Below are 215 nucleotides of genomic sequence, written 5' to 3'. Positions count from 1 at the left end.
AGCTCAAGGATGTGCGCGAGAAGATGGCCGACTTGGCACGCATGGAGGCCGTGCTGTCTGAACTGGTGTGCGCCTGCCATGCGCGGAAAGGGAACGTTTCCTGCCCGCTGATTGCGTCACTGCAAGACGGAACGAAGCTCGCTGCATCGGCGCGGGGGAGTCACGGGGTGACTACGCCTTAGCGTGCTTTATTTTCCGAATTCTGAGACGACCCC

At 60.5% G+C, this 215-nt stretch carries 1 pseudogene; it reads left to right on the top strand.

Annotation, left to right across the window (positions count from 1 at the left end):
• Positions 1-182 (top strand): annotated as a pseudogene (locus HV213_RS33150) (MerR family transcriptional regulator); the annotation flags it as partial.
• Positions 183-215: the final 33 nt, after the last annotated feature.

Source organism: Klebsiella sp. RHBSTW-00484 (genome assembly GCF_013705725.1).
Lineage (GTDB): Bacteria > Pseudomonadota > Gammaproteobacteria > Enterobacterales > Enterobacteriaceae > Klebsiella.
The sequence above is the reverse complement of the archived record's forward strand: the minus strand, read 5'-3'. Positions and strand labels throughout refer to the sequence as shown.